Annotated in this window: 22 protein-coding genes; 2 read left to right on the top strand and 20 right to left on the bottom strand. The window is 60.6% G+C overall.

All coding sequences use genetic code 11. The features are described from left to right. The first annotated feature begins 58 nt into the window (after positions 1-58). Together BXY66_RS18985 and BXY66_RS18980 are read left to right on the top strand one after the other, a co-directional pair. A complete protein-coding gene (locus BXY66_RS18985) occupies positions 59-715 on the top strand; it encodes a ceramidase domain-containing protein (RefSeq protein WP_132861990.1) in 657 nt (218 codons plus the stop codon). Positions 716-909: 194 nt separating this feature from the next. Then, positions 910-2,064 carry a tyrosine-type recombinase/integrase gene (locus tag BXY66_RS18980; RefSeq protein WP_165929253.1) on the top strand — a complete coding sequence of 385 codons (1,155 nt, stop codon included), beginning with the start codon at positions 910-912 and terminating at the stop codon, positions 2,062-2,064. Between the two features lie 33 nt (positions 2,065-2,097). Here BXY66_RS18980 and BXY66_RS18975 read toward each other — a convergent pair whose 3' ends face one another. The 20 genes from BXY66_RS18975 to BXY66_RS20535 form a co-directional block, all read right to left on the bottom strand. Continuing rightward, entirely contained in the window at positions 2,098-2,832 is a 735-nt protein-coding gene (locus BXY66_RS18975; RefSeq protein ID WP_132861988.1) for a Mom family adenine methylcarbamoylation protein, read from the bottom strand. 525 nt (positions 2,833-3,357) lie between these two features. After that, positions 3,358-3,828 (bottom strand): hypothetical protein, encoded by a 471-nt coding sequence (locus tag BXY66_RS18970; protein WP_132861987.1) that lies wholly within the window; start codon positions 3,826-3,828, stop codon positions 3,358-3,360. A gap of 16 nt (positions 3,829-3,844) precedes the next feature. Continuing rightward, positions 3,845-5,107 carry a structural protein gene (locus tag BXY66_RS18965; RefSeq protein WP_132861986.1) on the bottom strand — a complete coding sequence of 421 codons (1,263 nt, stop codon included), beginning with the start codon at positions 5,105-5,107 and terminating at the stop codon, positions 3,845-3,847. Continuing rightward, on the bottom strand, positions 5,107-7,407 hold the full coding sequence (locus tag BXY66_RS18960; RefSeq protein WP_132861985.1) for a tape measure protein: 2,301 nt from the start codon (positions 7,405-7,407) through the stop codon (positions 5,107-5,109). Before BXY66_RS18960 ends, BXY66_RS18965 begins: the two co-directional genes overlap by 1 nt. Positions 7,408-7,418: 11 nt before the next feature. Next, complete coding sequence (locus BXY66_RS18955; RefSeq protein WP_132861984.1) at positions 7,419-7,859, bottom strand: hypothetical protein; 441 nt, start codon at positions 7,857-7,859, stop codon at positions 7,419-7,421. 1 nt (position 7,860) lies between these two features. Then, entirely contained in the window at positions 7,861-8,157 is a 297-nt protein-coding gene (locus BXY66_RS18950; protein WP_132861983.1) for a hypothetical protein, read from the bottom strand. After that, complete coding sequence (locus tag BXY66_RS18945) at positions 8,154-8,390, bottom strand: hypothetical protein (RefSeq protein WP_132861982.1); 237 nt, start codon at positions 8,388-8,390, stop codon at positions 8,154-8,156. The genes BXY66_RS18950 and BXY66_RS18945 overlap by 4 nt, the downstream gene beginning before the upstream one ends. Before the next feature lie 30 nt (positions 8,391-8,420). Next, positions 8,421-8,642, bottom strand: coding sequence for a hypothetical protein (locus BXY66_RS18940; RefSeq protein ID WP_132861981.1), 222 nt, complete (start codon positions 8,640-8,642; stop codon positions 8,421-8,423). 3 nt (positions 8,643-8,645) lie between these two features. Next, complete coding sequence (locus BXY66_RS18935; protein WP_132861980.1) at positions 8,646-9,542, bottom strand: hypothetical protein; 897 nt, start codon at positions 9,540-9,542, stop codon at positions 8,646-8,648. A gap of 4 nt (positions 9,543-9,546) precedes the next feature. Next, complete coding sequence (locus BXY66_RS18930; RefSeq protein ID WP_132861979.1) at positions 9,547-9,864, bottom strand: hypothetical protein; 318 nt, start codon at positions 9,862-9,864, stop codon at positions 9,547-9,549. Between the two features lie 16 nt (positions 9,865-9,880). After that, positions 9,881-10,750, bottom strand: coding sequence for a hypothetical protein (locus BXY66_RS18925; RefSeq protein WP_132861978.1), 870 nt, complete (start codon positions 10,748-10,750; stop codon positions 9,881-9,883). Between the two features lie 3 nt (positions 10,751-10,753). After that, positions 10,754-10,969 (bottom strand): hypothetical protein, encoded by a 216-nt coding sequence (locus BXY66_RS18920; RefSeq protein ID WP_132861977.1) that lies wholly within the window; start codon positions 10,967-10,969, stop codon positions 10,754-10,756. Position 10,970: 1 nt separating this feature from the next. Further along, on the bottom strand, positions 10,971-12,461 hold the full coding sequence (locus BXY66_RS18915) for a phage portal protein family protein (RefSeq protein WP_132861976.1): 1,491 nt from the start codon (positions 12,459-12,461) through the stop codon (positions 10,971-10,973). Between the two features lies 1 nt (position 12,462). Then, on the bottom strand, positions 12,463-12,927 hold the full coding sequence (locus tag BXY66_RS18910) for a hypothetical protein (RefSeq protein ID WP_132861975.1): 465 nt from the start codon (positions 12,925-12,927) through the stop codon (positions 12,463-12,465). Between the two features lie 263 nt (positions 12,928-13,190). Further along, positions 13,191-13,658 carry a helix-turn-helix domain-containing protein gene (locus BXY66_RS18905; protein ID WP_132861974.1) on the bottom strand — a complete coding sequence of 156 codons (468 nt, stop codon included), beginning with the start codon at positions 13,656-13,658 and terminating at the stop codon, positions 13,191-13,193. Positions 13,659-13,925: 267 nt separating this feature from the next. Further along, a complete protein-coding gene (locus BXY66_RS18900; protein ID WP_132861973.1) occupies positions 13,926-14,264 on the bottom strand; it encodes a helix-turn-helix domain-containing protein in 339 nt (112 codons plus the stop codon). Between the two features lie 501 nt (positions 14,265-14,765). After that, positions 14,766-16,367, bottom strand: coding sequence for an AAA family ATPase (locus tag BXY66_RS18895; RefSeq protein WP_165929252.1), 1,602 nt, complete (start codon positions 16,365-16,367; stop codon positions 14,766-14,768). Between the two features lie 192 nt (positions 16,368-16,559). After that, entirely contained in the window at positions 16,560-16,778 is a 219-nt protein-coding gene (locus tag BXY66_RS18890) for a hypothetical protein (protein WP_132861971.1), read from the bottom strand. Beyond that, positions 16,775-17,788 carry an Arm DNA-binding domain-containing protein gene (locus tag BXY66_RS18885; protein ID WP_132861970.1) on the bottom strand — a complete coding sequence of 338 codons (1,014 nt, stop codon included), beginning with the start codon at positions 17,786-17,788 and terminating at the stop codon, positions 16,775-16,777. Before BXY66_RS18885 ends, BXY66_RS18890 begins: the two co-directional genes overlap by 4 nt. After that, positions 17,785-17,934 (bottom strand): hypothetical protein, encoded by a 150-nt coding sequence (locus tag BXY66_RS20535; RefSeq protein WP_165929251.1) that lies wholly within the window; start codon positions 17,932-17,934, stop codon positions 17,785-17,787. Before BXY66_RS20535 ends, BXY66_RS18885 begins: the two co-directional genes overlap by 4 nt. Between the last annotated feature and the right edge of the window lie 44 nt (positions 17,935-17,978).

The following is a 17,978-nucleotide window of genomic DNA, read 5'->3' as shown; positions in this document are numbered from 1 at the left end:
GTTTTCTCCTCCTGCTTTGAGGCAAGAGTAGCAGAGGTTGAGTGTTTGGGAAGATGCGATGGAGTGGACGCGCTACATTGATGGATATTGCGAACGGCTGGGGCCGGAATATTGGGCAGAACCAATTAATGCAGTGACAAATGCTGCGTTTGTCGTTGCTGCAGTGATCATGTGGCAGCGTGTTCAGGGACCTCGTCTGGGGCTTGCGCGCGCGCTCTGCGTGATCTTGGGGCTAATCGGCGTCGGTAGCTATCTGTTTCACACCCATGCTTTAGTCTGGTCAGCAGTGGCGGATACCACACCGATCGCCGCTTATGTCTTGCTATATATCTTCGCGGCAAATCGCGATTTTTGGGGGATGCCCTGGTATTGGGCAATTGCGGCGACACTGCTATTTTTTCCATTTGCTTACATTACCTTGCCGGTCTTTCAAAACCTTCCCCTACTTGGCACGTCGGCTGGTTACCTTCCCGTACCGGCAATGATTGCCCTGTATGCCTTGCTTCTAAGAAACCGGTTGCCGGAGGTGGCAAAAGGGCTTGCGATCGGGGTGGCTATCCTGATGGTTTCGTTGACGTTTCGCTCCTTGGACGAAGTCGTTTGTTCGGCGTTGCCGCTGGGCACGCACTTCATGTGGCATATCCTGAACGCTGTAATGCTCGGTTGGATGATCGAGGTCTATGCGAGGCATGTTGAGGGTGTCTCAAATTCTTGAAGACATTAATAATTTTTCTTCATCGAGACAAGTTTAAGTATCTGTTTTTACTAGCCTTTACAAAGTGTCAGGGCTTAACCCTTCTGTCACTTGTTGATTTTATTGCGTGATCTGGATTTGCCCTTACAGACCGTAAAGGCTAAACGATATTGCAGTCAGGTCGCATGACTGCAGCGTCAGAAAGGACAGAACGGATGAAACTCACGACGGGTTGGGTCAAGGCTGCGAAGCTGCCCGAGGGGAAACGCATTTGGCAAATTCGGGACGACGTGCAGCGGGGTCTTTACCTGCAGGTGTCCAAGGGGGCGAAGTCATGGCTTGTGCGCTACGTCATCCATGGCAAGCAGCAGGCCATGACACTCGGTCGGTTCCCCGAGCTATCACTTGCCGAGGCCCGCGCGGCTGCGTCAAAGGCGATCGGTCTTGTCGACGCGGGGCAAAATCCCAAAGGCCACGTTGACACCGTCGGCGATGCCTTCGCGGTCTACTGGAACACCCGCAAAACCCAGTTGAAGCATCCAGCGGCTGACCTGTCCTCTTGGGAGCGCCACATCGCGCCTGTCATTGGCGGCATGAAACTCCGCGACTTGTCCAAGGCGGTTTGGCCGCTATTGCAGGCCCATTGGGTCAAGAGCGGGCTTGGCGCTGGTCAGGAGACGCCGCTGCGCATCGTGCGGCATTTCGAGGGGTATCTGCTCGACATGGACCAAATCGACCGCATGTTCATTCCGCGTCGTGTCGTGCTGCCAAAGGGCACGTCATGGGCGGTGCCCACCGTGGACGAGGTGGCGGCGCTGCTGCGCTGGTGTGAGGCCCAGTACGCGGCCATCCAGACGGGCGAGCGATCGGCCTACCGTGGCGGCTCCAAGGAGGCCGCTGTGACCCGCGTCTGCGTGATTGCGCTCTTGGCGCTGACAGGCGTGCGTCGGGCAATGATTACCGCGCTGCAGCGGGACGAGGTTGGTGATGGGGTTCTGACGTGGTCTGCTGACCGCATGAAGGCGGGACGGGCGTTTCGTCAGCCTCTCTCGACGCAGGCGCAGGTCTGGCTTGAGCGAGCGCCGAAAAATAACAGCCCATGGGTCTTTCCCAATGTTGACCGCACTGGGCCCACGCGGATCGACATTGACCGCTGGATGAAGAAGGCAGGGTTTCCGCATGTTCCCCACGCGCTGCGTAAGGCCGTGGCCACATGGGCTGGGTCTGAGGGCTACGCCGATGCGGTGATTGGCCTGATGCTGGCCCATGTGCCGCAGGGCGTGACCTCGCTTTATGCCCAGAGCGACCGACTGGACGAGCGCAGGGCGCTGCTTCAGGCGTGGGGCGAGGCGGTGACCGCGGGAAAATAGCCGGTTCTTTTGGCACAGATAAGTGCCCCGTTTTCAGAGGTCTTTGGCCCAGAGTTGGCGCTGCGGTACCCGCTCGACGCGGTAGCCTTTTGACCGCGCCTGTTCGACGCTCCAATTGCGCCCACCGTGGCGCAGCCAGCGGTCCGAGTGGCAGAGGTGGTGTTCGTGCCATTTGACCTTGGGCGGTCGAACGCGGAAGCGGTTGTGAGGCTCGCCTGCCTTCGTGAGACCCGTTGCGCTGTAAACGACGCCACGCTCTCCTGCGAGCGGGTCGCTGTAGGCGATGACCCGCTTCGCGCCTTCTGCCTTCAGGGCCTTCAGCGCCCGTCCTGCTGTCCATGTGGCGGCGTGTTTGTGGGCTGCGGGTGTCGTGCAGCCTCGGCACCACAGGATCGTCCCGTCGTCGCTGTTGTGGCGGTGCCAGCGGGTCGCAAAGCCCACCACCGCCATGACGCGCCCGTCTGGCGTGAAGCTGGCAAAGAACCGATCGGCCCGTCCCGCATCGCCCAGCCACTCGTATTGCTCCAAGACGGGCACCGCTGTGTCGCGGTCTATTTCCGCGAAGCTGCAGCCTGCGAATGTCTCGGGTGGATTGTCGGGTTCGCCCTTGAGCCTGTGCTGGTGATTTCCGTCCTGCTGGTAGCGGCTGGCGCGGTGGCGGCATGGGACGCCGCAGTATCGCGCGTCCTTGCGCTTGGCGGTGAAGACGCGCCCGCAGATGGTGCAGGGGCGGCGGGTCTTCTGGACGGGTTTGTAGGTGCGGACCATGGGGCAATTATCTGTGCCAAAATGTCCGGCAGCAAGGTCAATCCAACGACCCGCCCGTCCGTGAAAATCTCGCCCACCGCTCCGCGCGGAGGCGGCAGTTGTCGTTGTCGGTGCAGTGCTTGGTGTGCCCGCGTCCGTTGGTGATCTTGTCCGCTGGCCGCAGCCTGTCACAACACTCGCAACGGACGGGCCTGACGTCGGCCTTGGCTTTTTTGCCGCGTGCCCTTGGCCCAGTCCATTCCGAGGCTGGTACGGCGGCGTGTCCGTTGCGCCGCTGTGCGTCCCGCCACGCCTTCATGTCTTCTTTCGCCTGTCTTTCCGCTGGTGTCATTTGTGAGCCTTCGGTCGCGTCCTGCTGTGTTCGTCGTGGGTGTGGAGGGTGTCGTCCTTCGGGACGAGAACCGCCACCTGCTGGTCGGCAGGGTGAACTTTGCCTGTCAGGGTTTCATCCAAGTTGGATGAAACAAGCCAAGCGCCGAACTTTGCCATCAATCAAGTCATCCAAGTTGGATGACTTGATCCTGATTACTTCATCGCCCTCGGTCGCGTCCTGCTGTGTTCATCGTGGGTGTGGCGGGTGTCGGAGACGAGGCCTTGCTCCTTCTCCCACTTGGCGCGTTCAATCTTGCGGCGGGCCCACGCCTCGCCCTTGGCGGTCAGGTCTTCGACAGCCACATTCCGCTGCTTCCGACCGTCTTCGGGTTTTTCAAACTGGGTGCTGTCGACAGGGTCGTCACCGATGCTGGTCATAACGCCTTGGTGTTTCCGCTTGCAGGTCTTGGAGCAGCAGGTGCTTGAGCGCTTCTCGGGCATGGGCTTGCCGCACCACAGGCAGACATGGTCACCGCCTTGGCTTTCCACCCGCTTCCTGATCGCCACTTCCTGTGCAGCCATGGCTTTCATCGCGTCTGCCATGGTGGTGACAGGCGCGTGGTCTTCGTCTCGTCGATCGATTTTGCCGTTAATCAACGCGAGCAGGTTTTCGCGTTCGCTCATGGGCTTTTCCGCTCCTTCAGTCAAAAACCACTTTCACGCGGCTCATACATCGGCAGTTGATGCTGGTCGCGGCGGGCACCAGTGCGGGTTGGCCGTAGCTGTCTGGGCTTTCAAACATCGCATTGAGCGGTAGCGGCTCCTTGGCGTAACGACGCGCGGCGGCGCGGTGGCTGTTGCGCACCCGGCTATCACCAGACGTGGCCCACGTTTTAACCATCCGCCCAAAGGTCAGGTTTTGCTCTGCTGCCTTCCAGCCTTCGTGTTGGGCAATGCCTGCGAGGCGTTGGGCCTCTGTGCGGGCGATGGTGTTGCCACGGTAGCGCTTCCAGTTCTTGCTGTAGTTCTCGACCAGTTCGGCCTTGCGCTTTTTCAGCAGGGCGCGGGCCTGTGCCTTCTGCTGGTCGGTGCCGTAGACCGCGTTTTGCATGGTTCTGTCCCAGCGGCGATCGCGCAGGCGGCGGTTCAGGATGCCGTCTGTCGGGTTGCCGTCGCGGTCCACCGGAAAGGTGTTTGTGTAGCCGTCGCTGCCTTTGCTCGGCTTCAGGATTTGCCCGTCCGTGATGCCCCAGTCCTTCAGGCTGGTCTTGGTCCCGTCAATCACGCGGTCGAGGTCGTTGCTGTAACTGGCGACGATTGCGCTCTGGCGTTCGGTCAGGCCGATGGTGGTCTTGATGTTGCGGGCGATGGTACGCTCGTTGAGGCCCGCTTCCAGTCCCGCCCGCACATGGGCCATGGCGACCTCGGCTTGGTTGGCGCTCACTTCGACGATGAAATTGGCCCGCCAGTTGGCGGCGATATTGCGGACGGTTGGGTTTAACAGGCGGGTCGTTGTGGCGGTGGAGGCGAACGGGCTGTCGGGCATTTGGCGAGCAGCGTTAAACTCCGCCACCGTCTGCGCGTCTGCCTTCAGTTCTTTCAGTAGGTCTTTTTCGGTCAGTCGGACTGGGGCCCGCGCTGCCCTCGCTGCAGCCATACCGTCTCTGACCGCTGTATTGTAATTCTCCAAGGCCACCGCGTTGAACTCGTCCAGTAGTTCTGCCGTCTCGGCGCTGTCGATCGCGCCCTGCGTCAGAGCCGTGCTGATGGTGTTCTGTAGCGCCGCCCGTATCTGGGCGGGTGTCTGGCCACGCAACGGGCTCAGAATGTCCTCCAACTCTTTGAGGGTGATGCTGTCGAGGCTGCGCAGGGTTTGCTCCCACATCGCGCCCACCAAGCCCTCGAACTTGGCGGTGGCGGCGATCAGGCGCTCGATGCGTTCGGCAGGGGTCAGTGCGGCCATCAGTTCCCCGTCCGTCTCAGCCCGAAGGCGCTTTCAAAGGCGCGGGACGTGGTGTTTCCTCCGCGTTCGACGCGGCGGTCTAGTTCATCGAGTGTGGCGCGGACAACGCTCACCACTGTGTCTCCATTCGCGTCTGTTTCCGCGGTGGCTTCCAGTCCCGCTTCGGTGTTGATGATGACATTGGTTTGCGGGGTTGCGCCTGCGGCGGCTGCGACCTGCGGGAGACGCGAAAGCGGAGTGATGACTTCGGGCTCCGGTGCATCGCCCACGACCGCCAGCGTCGGGCTATTCGCTGCCGTGATGCCGCCGTTGGCCAGTGCGGGGATGCCGAAGCTTCCGAACGGGTCGAAATTGAACAGCGAGGCGATGAGGTTTCCGATGCCGCCTCCGCTGCTGCCGCCTCCTGTTCCGATGCCTGCGAAAATCTCGCCCAGCGTCTTCGCTTCAATCTGGGCCTCCACCAGTTGGATGAGCAGGTCGGTCACCGCGTCGCCCAGTTGTTCGAGTGCCTCTCGGCCCACATCTGCCGCGGCTGTGCGCAGGGCATCGCCGAGGTCTTCGCCTGTGGCCACGGCTGCACCAAGCGCTGCGCCCAGTTCCCCTGCGGCGTCCACCACTTCGCTCGAGATGGTGTCGCCCAGTTCCTCGTAGGCGTCCCGCAGGTCTTCGATTTCTTGGATTTGGTCCAGTATGTCTCCGCGCAGCGCCACTTCCTCGCGGATGGCGGCGATTTGCTGCTCGGTCAGTTGGATGCCTTCCTCTTTGGCGAGGTTCAGGAGGTCTTGGACTTGGCGGTATTGGTTGAGGTCCACCACCGCGCCGCTCTGGATGCGCTGCAGTTCCAGTTCGGCTTCGGCGACACTCTGGGTCAGTTCGGCCCGCTCTTTCCAGAACCGCAGTTCACGGCGTCCTCCGCCTGCCGTGGTCGTGGTGGTCGAGGTGGTAACGACCGTGGACACCGTGGCGGCTGTGCGTGCGGCCTCTCTGGCGGCGTCTGGTCCGCCTCCGGTGGCATCGCGCAGGGCATCGTCTGCCGCCTGTCGTGCGGCGTCTTCTGCCTCGCCCGTCGCGGTGATGAGCGCGTTGACGATTTGCAGTACCTGCGCCGCGAAGGACTGGGTTTCCTGCAGTTGCTGGTTGAGGTTTTCGATGGCGCGGTTGCGACCGCCACGCACACGCGGTCGGTTCTCGACCCGTTCGATCGCTTCTTCCAGCCGTTGGGCCTCCGCTTGGGTTTCGCGCAGGATGCGCTGGGCTTCCAGCAGGCGTTGTTCGAGCAGGCTTTGGCCGCGAGAGGGCAGGCCCACGCCGCCTGTGATGCCTGTCGGGTCAATGCGGGCGACGATTTCCAGTTCTTCGAGGCTGTCCGCGGCTCCGCCGACCACGTCGGCGATCGTTTCGGCCCATCCCTTTGCGCTTTCGGATAGGCTGCGGCCCATTGTGGCGAGCAGGCGGTCCCATTCGTTGGACAGGCGGGTGAACGCCACATCGGTCAGTTCGTCGAGGCCTGATGTGTCAACGTCAAGATTGACCGCGATTTGACCCAGCACGTCGCTGGTGATTTTGCCCTCTGCTGCCAGCGCTCGCAGTTCGCCCACGCCCACGCCGAGTTCTTTTGCCAGTTCCTGAATGAGTGCCGGAAACTGTTCCGCGATGCTGTTGTATTCTTCGAGACGCAAAAAACCGGAGCTAAGTGATTGGTTGAACTGAACGAGCGCGTTCTGCAGGCCCACTTGGGTCACGCCTGTCACGCGACCCAGTGCGATCAGGTTTTCGGATGCGCGGAATACCTCATCAGCGGTCAGGCCCGATTGCTCTCGGGTCAGCGCCAGTCCGGTTGCCACTTGGCCGATTGCCTCTCTGGACACGCCGAGGCGGTTGGAGGCGGCGGTCAGGCGATTGAGGGCCTGCTCACCTGAAATTCCTAGCCTCTCGAATTGCTGCTCCAGTTGGGTCACCGCATCTGCGGCCTCCAAGGCGTCCGCGCCCAGTTGGATGAACTCTCGGACGCCTACGAAGGCGGCAAGAGCCACGCCGATGCGGCCCACTGTGGCCTGCACGGACGCAAACAGCTTGTTTGTGCGGTCCAGTTCCCGCCTGAATTGCCTTTGCTCGCGTTCGGCGCGGTCGGCGCTGCGGGCGTATTGCTCGTTGGAGTTCGCCGCTTGGCGTGTCTGGTTTGATGTGCCGCGGATGGTGCGACCCGTCTTCTGGGTTTCGTCACCCAGCGTTTTCATCTTGCGGGTGGTGGCGGAGAGGCTGCTGTCCTCAATATCAACGCCGAGACGGATGGTGGTCATGGGTCAGTTCCTCACAGTTTGGCTTGCAGGGCACGCACGGCGTCCGCCCAGAAGGTGGGCCACTTGGCGGTGGCGCGATCGACCCAGCCTGTCTTGCCGCCATTGGCAAATCCGGCTTGGTAATTCAGGCGCAGGATGTAGCTGGTCGAGTTGCCGATGGTGATCCCGTTGGTCAGGTCGGTGATGGTGACAGGGTTTATCTGCGGGTCAGGCGCGGCGGCTGGGGTGGTGATTTGGCCCTCTGGCGTGTGGTTGGGATTGACTGTTTCACCGAGGCCCAGCACAGCCCAGTTTGACCGCGCGGTGCCCGTATCGATCGGGTGGTTCTGCTCGTTCGTTATCTCGTTGAACAGATCGATACGCGCGGCGATAGCGGCGTCCGTCACCGCCTCGGCAGCGAGGTCGAGGGTCTTGGTCGCCTCGTCAAATCCGGTGACGGTGATCTGTACCATGTCAGTGCAGCCTTTGTTGTCTGTCTCTTGGTTCCCATTCGCCGAGCAGCATCATCAGTTCGGCGTCCGCGCGGTCTTCGCGCTCCTTGATGCCTTCAACCGCGGTGCGGACGAGGCTCGCGAGTTCCTGCGGCGTGGCGGTTTCCAGCCAGCGTGGATCAACCGCCTGCAGCATCAGGCTCTGGGCTTCCTCGAGACAGGCGGGGTTGTGGAAGTAGACGTACTGCTTCAGTGCCTGCGGCCATTCGTCTTCGACCGCGCGGGTAATTGCATCGAGTTCGTCCGCGGTCCAAGTCATGCCCGCAGCAGGGCAATCTTGCGTTCCAGATACGCACGACGTGCTGGGCTCAGAGTGCCTGCCGATTTCTGCCGTGCGATATGCGCCTCAATCTGTGCGATGCGCTGTGCCCTGAAGGCCGCAGGGTCGCGGTATCGCATCAGGCTGTCGGTGCCCTGCTGAAACCTGAACGGCTGACGCGGGTTCGCTCGGTGAGCGTCTGCGTTGGGTGGGGTGTGTTGTCCTGCTTGCATTGTCTTTCCTCCTTGGGGGTTGGGGTTTTTTCAGCCGGCCATTTTCCAGAACCGTTGGAAACGGCCTTCGCGGTCCGCGAGTTCGGCGACCAGTCTCTGTTTCATCGCCTCGTCAGGCTCCAAGATGCCGATGACGATTTCGCTCAGTTGTCGTCCGGTCAGGCCTGTCGGGGTGTTTACGTCACCCGCTGCATGGGCGCGGTAGGCGAGGATTTTCGCGGCTTTGGTTCGGGCGGCGTTTAACTTTGCCATCGGTCAGTCTCCTTTTGCCCAGTTGATGAAATTCTGGCGTGCGGTGTCGCTCGCCTGCTTGGTGGCCTTGTCGGCTTCCAGCGCGTCCAGCAGCGCGTCACGGCGGTCGCTGATGATGTCCTGCAGGCGGTCGTGGTCGTGTTCGCAGTCCGCCATTTCCAGCCGCATGTTTTCGACGCTGTATTTGCCGAAGGCGATTTCGGCAGCAGCGATGGTTTTGTTCTCGCTGATCTCCTGCTCGGCCAGCGTTTCGAGGCGCTTGGTGATGAGGCCCATGCGGTCCATCGTGTCTGCGAGGCCGTTCTCGGCCCGCTTCAGGGCGGCTTTTGCGCGGCCCACGTTGGTGGCTTTGATAATCTTGACCATCGCGAGGTCGCTGACTTTTTGCAGGTCCACATGGTCAAAGGCTGTCGGGATTTCGCTGTCTGCCATGACGAGGAGGTTGTCGACCTCGACCAGCATGGTCGCCTTGCGAATGTCGTTTGCCTGCTCCGGTGAAAACGGGCCCGCGCCTGATAGCACCATGTGGCGCAGGCCCATGCAGCCGATGAGGAAGTTCTGCGCGTGTTCTTCGGTCGCCGCAACTACACGATCGGTGGACTTGCGCAGGCCTTCGAGGTCGGCTTGGTCGATGGCACCGCTGTGCGAATGGGCGACAAACGCATGAGCGCCCTGCCGCATCAAATGCGAGAGGTGCCTTTCCTTGCGGCTGGTTGTCTTGGCGATGAGGTCCGCCACCGCTGGCCCATCCATACCGTCGTCCAGCAGGCGCAGTTGTGTCTGTGCGCTAGCCAAGTCGAAGGCGTCATTGAGTGCCAGTGGCGCGGTTTGCGACTTTACGATGGGTTCCTGCGTGGCGAACCGCGCAGGCAGATGGGTCAGGAGTTCGGTGGCGGTCATGGTCTTACGCTCCGCGGCTGCGGATGAACCGCGTATAAGCCTCTTTGTAGGCGGGGTCGGTCTTACCCGCGATCGCGTGGGCCTTCTGGATGGACACCCCATCGCGCTTGGCGATGTTGGCGGCGATGCCTTCCATCGTGGTTTCGTGCCCATGCTGGCGTGCGGCCTTGCGGAGTTGGTCGGCGTGTTCGCCTTCCTCCACTTCGCCGCGGTCAATCATCAGATCAACCTCGTCCATCGCGGCCTTGCTCAGGTCGCGGCTGGCCTTGGTGATTTTGCTCATGGTCGGGTTGTGACCCACCAGTTCTGAAAAAGCGCTCATTGCATTTCTCCTTTCGCTAGAGCTTCTCTTTGATGACGCGCGAGATCGCTTTTATTTGCTCTGGCGTCAGGTTTTCCACGTCCACATGCTGGTAGGGGAATGTGTCGGGAAACAGGTGCACCGCCCGTTTGACGATGCGGAGGTAATCTTCGCCGTAGCGCTCAATAAAAGCGCGTTCGGCATCGGCTCGGTCCATGTTGGCGCGGAAGCGCTCTCGCTCCTTGGCGCGTTTCTCAATCATGGCTTTGGTGTTCTCGGCTATCCTGTTCGCTGTCTCGGCGCGGGCGCGGTCGGCCATGTCGAGACGTTTTGCGAGGCGACGGGCATTGCTGGCGTTCAGGTCAGCGGCTTCCTCCAAACGCTGCAGGGCGCGGGCGGTCGGGCTGATGAGGCTCTTGGCCTTGCGGGCGCTGCCCTTGGCCATTTTCAGCGTGTCTTCATCGATCGGTGCGCCCACGGCTTCGGCGGTGGCCAGCGTGGCCTTGGCGCGGTCCTGTGCGGCGTTCAGTTCCCGCATGGCTGCGGCATGGGCTGCGGCGGCTTGGGCCTGCTCCGCAGTCTGGCTGCTGCTGGCGACTTCGATTGTGCGGGCGGTGCCTTCCGAGCGATCGACGGGCGGGTTGTAGCCGTGGTCACGGGACAACCACGACCAAGGGACGCCGAGGGCCTCGCAGATTTGACGCAGCGCAGCGCCCGGCGGCGTGTTGGGCAACGTGGCAATGAGGCGTTGTTCCAGTGAGGTGCCCTGCCACTCGGACGTGAAGTTGCCGTACGCGAGTATGTCTTCAAGCTGACCCATCAGGCCTGCGCGGGTGTTTGCGAGGTTCGTGGCGTTCAGTTCAGGGGCGGATCGTTCCAGTGCGCCGAGGTTTCCGTTGTCTGCCATTGTTCAATGCTCCACCGTTGCCGCGAATATCTCGCGCTCTGTGCGTCTCTGCTGCGAGGGCAGGGGCGGGGCGCAGGTCAGCGCTTCCTCGAAGACCTCCGCCCATCGTTCGGCCTTGGCGACGTGCAGCTTGCGGTCCTCGTAGGCCAGTTGGGCCTTGAGGGTCAGGTTCTCCGCTTTCAGGGCGGCGTATTCCTCGATTTGCTCCTGCGTGGCCATGTCAGAACCGCTCCTTGCCCAGTAGGTCGCCCATGGCTTCGCCGAAGGTCTGGCGCTTCTCCATCTGGACGCTGTCGTCCGCGGACGGGTCGTCCGCGGGTGGCGTGAACGGCACGACATTGGTGTCGTCCGCGGTGTCGTCGCCGAGGTCCATCGGCGGCATCATCAGGGCGGCGTCGCGGTCCTCTGGCGCTGGTCCTTCCGGCAGGTCCGCCAACTCGCGCAGGGTGTTCTCGGTTTCTTGGTCTGTGAGCGGTATACCTGCGTTGGTCAGGCTGGTGATGTAATTGCCCAGTCCGTCGAGGTCAGCGGGCACCAGCGGTTCAGGCTGCAGGGTTGGCATCAGGTCGTCGTCAAAGCCGTTGATGGCTGAAAGCATCGGCAGGAGGCTGGTGTTCAGGACATGGGCCACCGACTGCATCAGGTTTTCGGTCGCGCCCAGCAGGCTCTTGAGTTTGACCTCGGCCAATGCGTGCGAGCCTGTGCTTTCGGAGCCGATGAACAGGAAGTCGGCCATGACGGATTGCGCCATGCGGACTTCGTGGCGGCGGATCATGGCGTCGGTGTCTACCGCGCGGGTGCCTCCGCTGGTCATCAGTTCAAACTGGTAGAAGGCATTTCCGGCATCATCGACGTCGCTGGGCAGCAGGAGCCCTTCCATTGTGTCGCGGCGGATATTGCCCAGCATGCTCTCGTAGGCGTTGCGGGTGGCGATGGCGCTCGGGTCCGCGTCGTTGGAGAGAAGTTCGCCGGGCACTTTCAAAACTGGGTAGCCCGTCAAATCTCTTTCACAACCTATGGCTTCGAGTTCGTTGAGCCGCTTGGTGAAATAATAGGGCACGTAGGCGTTGCGGAGGATCGATCGGCCTTCTGGATTGTCGAGGTCGTCGGTGGTCCGGTAGTGGAGGCAGCGGCTCATGGGCACGCTGCGCTGGATGCCGTTCCACGGGGTTTGGACGAAGCCCAGAATTTGCTCGCTCTCTTGGTCGAAAATCCAGCGGTCGATGGTGCGCTGACTACGCGCGGCCAAGCGGTACGGAAACCAGAGCCCGTCGTTGTACTTGGACGAGAGCCACGGTTGGGCGCGGTTCTTGCCCTTGCGTTGCCGCCACAGCGGTTCTTGGATGCTGAAACCGTAGGTCAGCATGGAGGCGGCGCTGCTGACCACATCGCTCATGCTCTGCTGCATGTCCGCGAGGCCTTCCTCGATTAACACTTTGAGGCGGTCGGCTGCGTCGCTGTCGTCGGCTGGTATCACCCGCCAGTTTGCGCCGCGCATGGCAGAGCGGATGGCAAACAGCATTCCGCCAATGACGGGGGAGGCCGTTTCCATCTCGTTGTAGAGTTCGCGGCCACGTCGCCCCTGCAGTTCGCGCTGGTATTCTTCCTGCAGGTAGCCTGACACATGGCGCAGGCCCGAGGTGCCTGCCTGTCTGCGGAGTGGTCCTGCTGGCGGCACCAGCGGCGTGTCTATGCGGGGCGGCTTTGCCATGTCAGGCTCCTAATGCTTGGCGTTGGGTGTCGTACCACCATCGGCTCTTAATCGGCGTTCCGATGAGGTCTTCGCGCCATTGGCCTCCGCTGGTCGGCAGGCCCAGTTCCCAGAGCGCTGTGGCCACGCCCAGTTCTTCGACTTTGCCCAGTCGGTACGCGATCTGGCTGGCGGTGATTGCGTTTGACGCGGTTTTCTTGAACGCCTCGGGCGGCAGGCTATTGAGCCAGCGCAGGGCGGTGAAATGTGCCTTGGTGAATGCGGCCAGTTCGCGTGGCGTGGGATAGAACGCGCGGGTGGTACACGCGCGTGGGTGAGAGGCTGGGCTGAACTGGCGGTAAATCTCTGCAATGCGTCGGGTCTTGCGCAGGCGCGGCAAATGCGGCGCGAGCGGGGTGTCGTCCCATGTTGTGAGGCGGGGTGGTGGCATCAGGCGCAAATGTCCTGTGCGGGTCGTGTTGGTCACTGTCTTGTTTCCTTCTGTGCGCGGCCTTCTGGCCCGCTGTGAACGGATGCTGACAGTGTACCGCGGGAGGGGGTTGGTCGTCGCCCTGCAATGTGTCAAGGCCCTTGTTTCTAAGGCCTTTACGGGGTGTCAGGTCTTCTCTGGGAGGGGGTGGCGTGCTACGGTGTCAGGGCCTGATCTGCGGCTTCTCCGATCGGCTTCCGAGTACCGCAAGAAGACGGCAGTTTCACTCGCGCCTCGTCAGGAAACTGGCGGGGCGTTTGTCATTCGGCTGGTAGGTCGTTGGCGGGTGGCGGGATGCGCTTGGCCTTTGATCTGGGTTTGGCCTTGTTCTCGACTTGCAGGTACGTTTCCAGTTTTTCGTCGAGGCTGTCGAGTTCGGCCCGCTGGTGTTCCTCGGCTTCGTTCAGGTCATCCTCTGGACTGCCGCCTTCCTCGCTCACGCCGTGAAACGCGCCCAGTGCGAATTTCGTTGCCGAAAGCGCGACGTGCAAATGGTTGTCCTGCTGTGCCAGTTTGAAGACGCGGGATTTCAGGATGCCTTTGTTCAGGTCGCGGCCTTCCTGCAGTTCATCTTGGCAGTGCTTCATGAGGGTGTTCTTGTCCACGCCATGCTCTCGCGCAATCATTCTAATACCCATGCCTGCTGCGGCCTGCTGGACGATCCGCAGCCGGTCCTCTTTGTTCGGTCGCCATGCGTTCTGTCTTCCGCGTTTTTCCTTCGGTGGCATGTGTCAGTTCTCCTGTTGTCTGAAGCCCATGGCGCGGGCGCTTAAGCGGTTGAAACGGTCTGCATGATTTTGTGCCGTCCTCTTGTCGAGCATGGCGCATTTTTGCGCCGTCCTCCGCCCAGTCTCGCGGCCCAATTTTGGGCTGTGAAAAAATCGCCCAGAAAGCGCCTCTGAGCCTCCGTGGCAGCGTCAGCCTACCACGAAACGCCCAGACCCCCCTCAAATCGGCGGAAATCGGGCTCTCTGTTCGATTTCGCATCATGTAGATCAGCGGGTTTTGTCTCTGATGCGATGGATAAGCCATTCTGCGGCCATGTTTGAGGCGTTGAAGTCTACAGCTTGCATGGCGTCGTACCACATCCTGCCCAGCAGTTGCGTCTCTTGGTCGTTGCTTCTGAGCATCTTCATCACACCGTGTTCCTTCATTCTGTCTCCCGCGAGCAGGTCGTGTCGATGATAGAGCCGCAGCGTTTTTGGCGAGATGTTCAGTCGATCGGCGATTTCGTTTTGGGTAAATCCATCTGCTCGAAGGTCGCTCACCAGATAGCGTTCTTCGTCTTGCGGGACGTATCGATTGAACCTTCCGCGCCGTTTCTTCGGTGGCATGTCGATGCTCCGTTTTTAAGTTTGACGGGAAACTCATCGCGCGAACGCGCGAGTGCTGATCCAAAAATAAGGTGAACCGCGCAGTTTTGGTCATCGGTACCAGTGGACGTCTCGGCTCTCCTGTTGGCGAAGTTTTCTGTCGGGTCAACGCGTGCGCGTCCCTTCGCCATTGGCCCAGAGCGGGCGTTGGGTTGGCTGTCGAGCCCAGTGGGTCTGGGTGGTGGTTTGGTGGTGGTGGTGGTTCACTGGTTTCGAGCCCAGTTGGTCTGGGTGGTGGTGGCACCCTCCCTTTTTGCGAAAAGGTCGAAAAAACGTTCCACCACCACCCCCCCACACCCCCTAGTGGGTGGTGGTGGTGGTGCGCACCACCCACCACCCCAGCCCTGACAGGGTCGGGCTGGGGATGGTGGGCACACCGCCCCGCACCACCTGTCCGCTCGGTGGTGGATAGGTGGTGGTTTGGTGGTGGTTTGGTGGTGGTGAGTGGTGTGGGTTTCTGCATCAGAAGTTCTCCACTTCGCTCGGGTCGTTCTGTCCGGCTACGATGATGGGATGCTCCTTGCCTGATCTCGGGTCTTTCTGGGTCGTTTCCTTCAGGACGCCTGTGAGCAGCCACTTGTTCACCAGCGCTGTGGCGCGGGCTTTCTTCGCCTTGAGGATGTTTTCCGTGTCGTCGGGCAGCGGAGCGAAGCCGCAGATTTGCATCACGGCATTTCCCACCCAGTTTTTCGCTTGATGGTTTTTGCGGTATGGCGGGTCAGCCTCGGCCACGGCTTTTCTGACCTTCATGGCCATGTCCACTGTCACCCCCTCGAACTGGTCGGGCCATTGCCACTGTCGGATTGCGCCGACCCATTCCCCGTTGGGTGTTTCCACCGCTGTCTTCTCGAACCACTGATTTGCGGTGCTGCTTGGGGGAGCCATGGTGGCTTCCACTTCGCCGATGCGGAAAAAAAACCGATGATCGTCCACTTGGGCCTTCACCCCTTCGTTCTTATCCATCCCGACCAGAACGCGGTTAAAGCGGCAGGTTCCGCGGAGGGCTGATCCGCCTCGGGCATCGTCGATGCTGGGTGTCAGGCCCACGCCGACTTTTCGGGTGTGGTGGATGATGTGGATTGCGACGTCTTTTGTGCTGGCGAACAGGCGGAGCATTTGGCCCAGTGTTCGGAAGGCCTCGTTTGTTTCATCGGCGTGGGAGAGGTCTTGTAGCGGGTCGATAATAATCGCGTCGAGGTCGAGGTGGTCGACTGCCTTGGTCAGTGCCTTAATGACCTCTGGGTTCGGGACGGTCTGTCTGGTCTGTTCGTCAAAGCCCAGCAGGAAGAACTCGGGAAATTCGACACCGGATTGCAGCACCAGTCTGCCTTCCATGTCTGCGAGGCTGATGTTGTGCAGTTTGCAGATGGCGGCAAGTCTGGCCCAGAGCATGTCGTCTGTGTCTTCGGCGTTCAGGTAAAGCACCCGCATGGGTTCGATCTGTTCGTTGAAGACTTTTCCGCCTGTCGCCATGTCCACCGCTTCATGCATGGCCAGCAGGGATTTTCCGACTTTGGGCGCGGCGACGGTGAGGCTGGTGCGCCCTCGGGCCATGAAGTCTTTGTAAACCCATTGCGTGGGTCTGATTTCTGCAAGGTTGGTGTTCGGGTCAATGAAGGCGAACTTTGGGAATTTGCCGTTTTGGTCGGCTGGGACGAGGCACACCAGTTCGTGGCTTTCGTCGTGCCAGATAATCCGCAGGGCGTGAATGCCTTCGTGCAAAAATTCGGTTGCGGTCGCGGTGCTGTCGCCCTCTTTCAGCATGTTGGTGATGAGTTTGAGCGCTTCGGCGGCAGCGTTGGTGCCGTGGTAAAGCGCCCAGTTCATCAGGCGTCCGTCGAGCATGTAAGGCAGGCCACGTCCGCCCTTGGTCCATTTGAACCCGTTGTAACCTCTTGGGCTGATGCTGCTGTGGTCGAAGCGCTGACCCTCTGCGGCGTCTGCGGGTTGGCCGAAGATGTTTTTTGCGCTGCCGTTTGCCATGGCGTCCTTGAACAATTCTCCCTTGTCGCCCAGTGGCGCTGGGCCTTGCTCGGTGTCGTTCTCGGATGTAAAATCGGCCATGAGGCACCTTTCGTAACAAGGTGTTTTGTTCGCCTGCCGTCCGGTGTTGAACAACAGGGCCATGTTGAGTGTTTGCAGCACTCCATGGCCCTCTCATTTTGCCCCAGACGCGGTGATTTGGCGAGGGATTTTCTGTTTGTTTACAGGGCCTTACACTCTGTCAGGTCTTCTCTGGTGTTGCAGCCCTGTCAATCAGTCAAGGCCATTCGCTTTTCTCCACTTCCGTTTCCACTCCGCTGCCGCGCCTTTGGGCCCGCCGTTTGAGACGGGCGCAATGGCGTAAAGGTGGTCAACATGGGGACGGGTGTCTTCGCCGCGCTTGGCGGCGTCCTGAATGGCGCGGGTCCGCTTGGCGATTTCGTCGATGTAAGCGTGACGGTCTGCGGTCATTTCGTGACGGTCTGGGGTCATGTGGTGGCCTCCGGTTCACTATCCAGTCCCAGAATGTCAAACGGGAAGACTTCGGTGTTGCCTCCGCTCGTCGGGAAAATTCGAGGTGTCAGACCGCGCAGGTCTTCGAATTCTTTAAGGATTTGCTGCTCGACCAGCTTCGCGCTTTCCTTGTCTGGGAAGTACGCGCAGGCGACTTCGGTGACAGTGTTCTCCCTTTCAGTGAGACGGTTCTTAATGTCGCGCTTCGACACACCGACCTTGTAAAACGGCCCACCGTGTTCCTTGCTCAAGATGCGAGCGTAATAAACCCGCCATGGATTGAGTGGGTCTGGGTTCGCCAGTTGCTGCATCTTCGGCTTGATGGGCGGTTGCCAGTCGGGACCGGCTAACATCGCCTGCGCCTCGTAAACGGCTTTGAGGGTGTCGCCATGCTCTGCCAATCGTGTCAGGAAGTCGGGCGCGGTGCGGTCGATGTTCAGTAGGTCCACAAATGTTTCCAGCGCTTCTTGCACGGGGTCTGCGACCTTGCTCAGTCGGTAGCGGCGATTGAGTGATGTTGCGATTGCGACCGCGCGTGCAACGCTGACCTGCGGCCATTTGCCGATTGTCTGCAGTTTGCTACTTCCTTCGCTCCGGTACCTGAATTGCCAGCTTTTGCTTTTGGTGGTCACCTGAAGCGAGAGGCCATCAACAAACGGAGATGCGACCTGTATGCGTTCCTTCCCTTCAGGAAGTCCAATCTCACCCGCCCACTCGTGCGGGTCACCCGTTTCACGCGGGTCAACACCTCGCTCTATTTGCCTGTCAACAAGTCGCGCGTACGATCTCGCTTCCTGCAAACTCATCTCTGGCCAGTACCCAATGTTCCATTGGATTTGGGCTTTCTGAGATCGGCACCGGATTTGCCACGTTTTCTTGGTGTTTCCGACGACGATAAAAAGATATTTCGCGTCGTCGTCAGCTACGACCTTTTGGGGCTTTCCTGTGTTGGGCTTAAGGTCTTTGATGACTTCCTCGGTCAGTTTCATGCCGCCTCACCATTCACGCTCCGCGCCCATGCAATGAGCAATTCACGCCCCTTGCTGGACAGGCTGCATCCGGTCGTGTCGACCGCTTTTTCGATCTCGGCTTTCTGCTCCGCAGTCACCGGAATACCGATCTGTTTGTCTTTCATCTGGCAGTCTCCTTGCAGTCAGATTTGTGATTGCTTCGAGACTG

It is taken from the genome of Shimia isoporae, from assembly GCF_004346865.1.
Classification (GTDB): Bacteria; Pseudomonadota; Alphaproteobacteria; order Rhodobacterales; family Rhodobacteraceae; genus Shimia; species Shimia isoporae.
Note: the sequence above shows the minus strand (reverse complement) of the source record. Positions and strands in the feature narration are given on the sequence as shown.

Bases quoted from the DNA above. Each gene is read 5' to 3' on its own strand.
- BXY66_RS18940 (WP_132861981.1), bottom strand. From the start codon at position 8,642: ATGGCAAAGTTAAACGCCGCCCGAACCAAAGCCGCGAAAATCCTCGCC.
- BXY66_RS18960 (WP_132861985.1), bottom strand. From the start codon at position 7,407: ATGACCACCATCCGTCTCGGCGTTGATATTGAGGACAGCAGCCTCTCC.
- BXY66_RS18975 (WP_132861988.1), bottom strand. From the start codon at position 2,832: ATGGTCCGCACCTACAAACCCGTCCAGAAGACCCGCCGCCCCTGCACC.
- BXY66_RS18895 (WP_165929252.1), bottom strand. From the start codon at position 16,367: ATGGCCGATTTTACATCCGAGAACGACACCGAGCAAGGCCCAGCGCCA.
- BXY66_RS18950 (WP_132861983.1), bottom strand. From the start codon at position 8,157: ATGACTTGGACCGCGGACGAACTCGATGCAATTACCCGCGCGGTCGAA.
- BXY66_RS18955 (WP_132861984.1), bottom strand. From the start codon at position 7,859: ATGGTACAGATCACCGTCACCGGATTTGACGAGGCGACCAAGACCCTC.
- BXY66_RS18935 (WP_132861980.1), bottom strand. From the start codon at position 9,542: ATGACCGCCACCGAACTCCTGACCCATCTGCCTGCGCGGTTCGCCACG.
- BXY66_RS18915 (WP_132861976.1), bottom strand. From the start codon at position 12,461: ATGGCAAAGCCGCCCCGCATAGACACGCCGCTGGTGCCGCCAGCAGGA.
- BXY66_RS18925 (WP_132861978.1), bottom strand. From the start codon at position 10,750: ATGGCAGACAACGGAAACCTCGGCGCACTGGAACGATCCGCCCCTGAA.
- BXY66_RS18930 (WP_132861979.1), bottom strand. From the start codon at position 9,864: ATGAGCGCTTTTTCAGAACTGGTGGGTCACAACCCGACCATGAGCAAA.
- BXY66_RS18945 (WP_132861982.1), bottom strand. From the start codon at position 8,390: ATGCAAGCAGGACAACACACCCCACCCAACGCAGACGCTCACCGAGCG.
- BXY66_RS18920 (WP_132861977.1), bottom strand. From the start codon at position 10,969: ATGGCCACGCAGGAGCAAATCGAGGAATACGCCGCCCTGAAAGCGGAG.
- BXY66_RS20535 (WP_165929251.1), bottom strand. From the start codon at position 17,934: ATGAAAGACAAACAGATCGGTATTCCGGTGACTGCGGAGCAGAAAGCC.
- BXY66_RS18900 (WP_132861973.1), bottom strand. From the start codon at position 14,264: ATGCCACCGAAGAAACGGCGCGGAAGGTTCAATCGATACGTCCCGCAA.
- BXY66_RS18885 (WP_132861970.1), bottom strand. From the start codon at position 17,788: ATGAAACTGACCGAGGAAGTCATCAAAGACCTTAAGCCCAACACAGGA.
- BXY66_RS18905 (WP_132861974.1), bottom strand. From the start codon at position 13,658: ATGCCACCGAAGGAAAAACGCGGAAGACAGAACGCATGGCGACCGAAC.
- BXY66_RS18965 (WP_132861986.1), bottom strand. From the start codon at position 5,107: ATGGCCGCACTGACCCCTGCCGAACGCATCGAGCGCCTGATCGCCGCC.
- BXY66_RS18980 (WP_165929253.1), top strand. From the start codon at position 910: ATGAAACTCACGACGGGTTGGGTCAAGGCTGCGAAGCTGCCCGAGGGG.
- BXY66_RS18985 (WP_132861990.1), top strand. From the start codon at position 59: ATGGAGTGGACGCGCTACATTGATGGATATTGCGAACGGCTGGGGCCG.
- BXY66_RS18970 (WP_132861987.1), bottom strand. From the start codon at position 3,828: ATGAGCGAACGCGAAAACCTGCTCGCGTTGATTAACGGCAAAATCGAT.
- BXY66_RS18890 (WP_132861971.1), bottom strand. From the start codon at position 16,778: ATGACCCCAGACCGTCACGAAATGACCGCAGACCGTCACGCTTACATC.